We start from the raw sequence: 1,629 nt of genomic DNA on the forward strand, positions 1-1,629 counted from the left end.
GCCGTGCTGGACGCGCAGCTCAGGGCGGCGGGCGAGTCGTTCGGCCGGTTCCTCGGCGCGGCCCGCACCCGCGTGCCGTGCGGGGTGTCGGTCGGCATCATGGACTCGATCCCGGAGCTGCTGGACGCCGTGGCGGGCTACCTGGACGAGGGGTACGTCCGCATCAAGCTCAAGATCGAGCCCGGCTGGGACGTCGAGCCGGTCCGCGCCGTGCGGGAGAGGTTCGGCGACGACGTGCTCCTCCAGGTCGACGCGAACGCCGCCTACTCCCTGACCGACGCCCGCCGCCTGGCCCGGCTCGACGCGTTCGACCTGCTGCTGATCGAGCAGCCGCTCGCCAACGACGACCTCGTGCAGCACGCCAAGCTGGCCAAGCAGCTCAAGACGCCGATCTGCCTGGACGAGTCCATCGAGTCGGCCGAGCACGCCGCCGCCGCCATCGCGCTCGGCTCGTGCTCGATCGTCAACATCAAGCCCGGCCGGATCGGCGGCTACCTCGAGGCCAGGCGCATCCACGACCTGTGCCGGGCCAACGGGGTCGCGGTGTGGTGCGGCGGCATGCTGGAGACCGGTCTCGGCCGCGCCGCGAACGTGGCACTGGCCGCCCTGCCCGGCTTCACCCTGCCCGGCGACACCTCGGGGTCGCGACGCTACTACGCGACCGACATCACCGAGCCGTTCGAGCTGGCCGACGGCCACCTGGAGGTGCCCACGGGGCCGGGCCTCGGCGTGGAGCCGATCCCCGGCGTGCTCGACGAGGTGACCACCAGCACGGAGTGGATCACCCTCTGAGCCCGCGCGTCATCTGGTTCTGGGGGTCGCGCGGGCGCGGTTCCCGTCCGGTTCGTCCCGCCGGCGCGGCGCCCGGCACCTCGTACTCGGCGATCAGCTCGGAAGCCGCTGATCCTTCGCCGGGGGCGGCGCCCGGTCACCAGCGCAAGGGAAGGGTGGCGATGAAATCGCTGAGCCGGCCGGCGATGATTTGGTGGTCGTGGAGCGAGGGGTGCCAGTGGCAGCCCGCGTAGTCCAGGCCGGTCTCAGGGTAGTACCAGAAGCGGACCCGGTCGTCGCCCTGGCTGTTGCGCTCCTGGACGATCTGCTGGGCGGTCTCGGCGTACACCGTGGTGTTGGACATGTACGTGGCGCTGACCACGATGGTCGTGCCGCGACCGTACCGATCCCGGAGCTTGTCGAGGAAGGCGTGGTAGGCGGTGCGGTAGGCCGCGAGGAGGGTCCCCGGCGTCCACTGCTCCCCCGGGTTGATGGCCGTCGAGAAGTCGTTGATGCCCAAGCCGATCACCACGAGTTGCGGCCGCCACGTCCCCGGGTTGTTCCATACGTCACCCTCGATGCTCAGCAGCGCCCGGTCGTAGTACGTGCGGTAGTCGGACTGGGGTTCACTGCCGTTGTAGTTGCGCACCATGCCCCGGCCGGAGAAGGCGTTGATCTGGTAGTCGGCGTTCAGGCGCCGCGCGGTGATGGCGCCGAAGCTGAGGTCCGCGTTCGTGGTCCGGTTGACCTCGTCGCCGGTGCAGTCGCGCGTGGTGGACGTGTTGCCGTAGCCCGCGGTGAAGGAGTCGCCGATGAACTCGATCTGCCGGTGCCGCGCGGCGGGCCCGGGCAGGATCG

General features: G+C 70.7%; 2 protein-coding genes. One reads left to right on the forward strand and one right to left on the reverse strand.

What is annotated here, in order from left to right:
* Positions 1-792 (forward strand): o-succinylbenzoate synthase (gene menC / locus AB0J09_RS64355; protein ID WP_360714301.1); only part of this gene is annotated, 792 nt, incomplete at its 5' end.
* A 136-nt stretch (positions 793-928) separates the two neighbouring features.
* On the opposite strand, the gene AB0J09_RS64360 is transcribed toward menC, so the two are convergent.
* Positions 929-1,629, reverse strand: a 701-nt coding sequence (locus tag AB0J09_RS64360) for an SGNH/GDSL hydrolase family protein (protein ID WP_360714303.1), incomplete at its 5' end; no start/stop codon positions are given.

Source organism: Nonomuraea sp. NPDC049784, from assembly GCF_040659615.1.
Taxonomy (GTDB): Bacteria; Actinomycetota; Actinomycetes; order Streptosporangiales; family Streptosporangiaceae; genus Nonomuraea.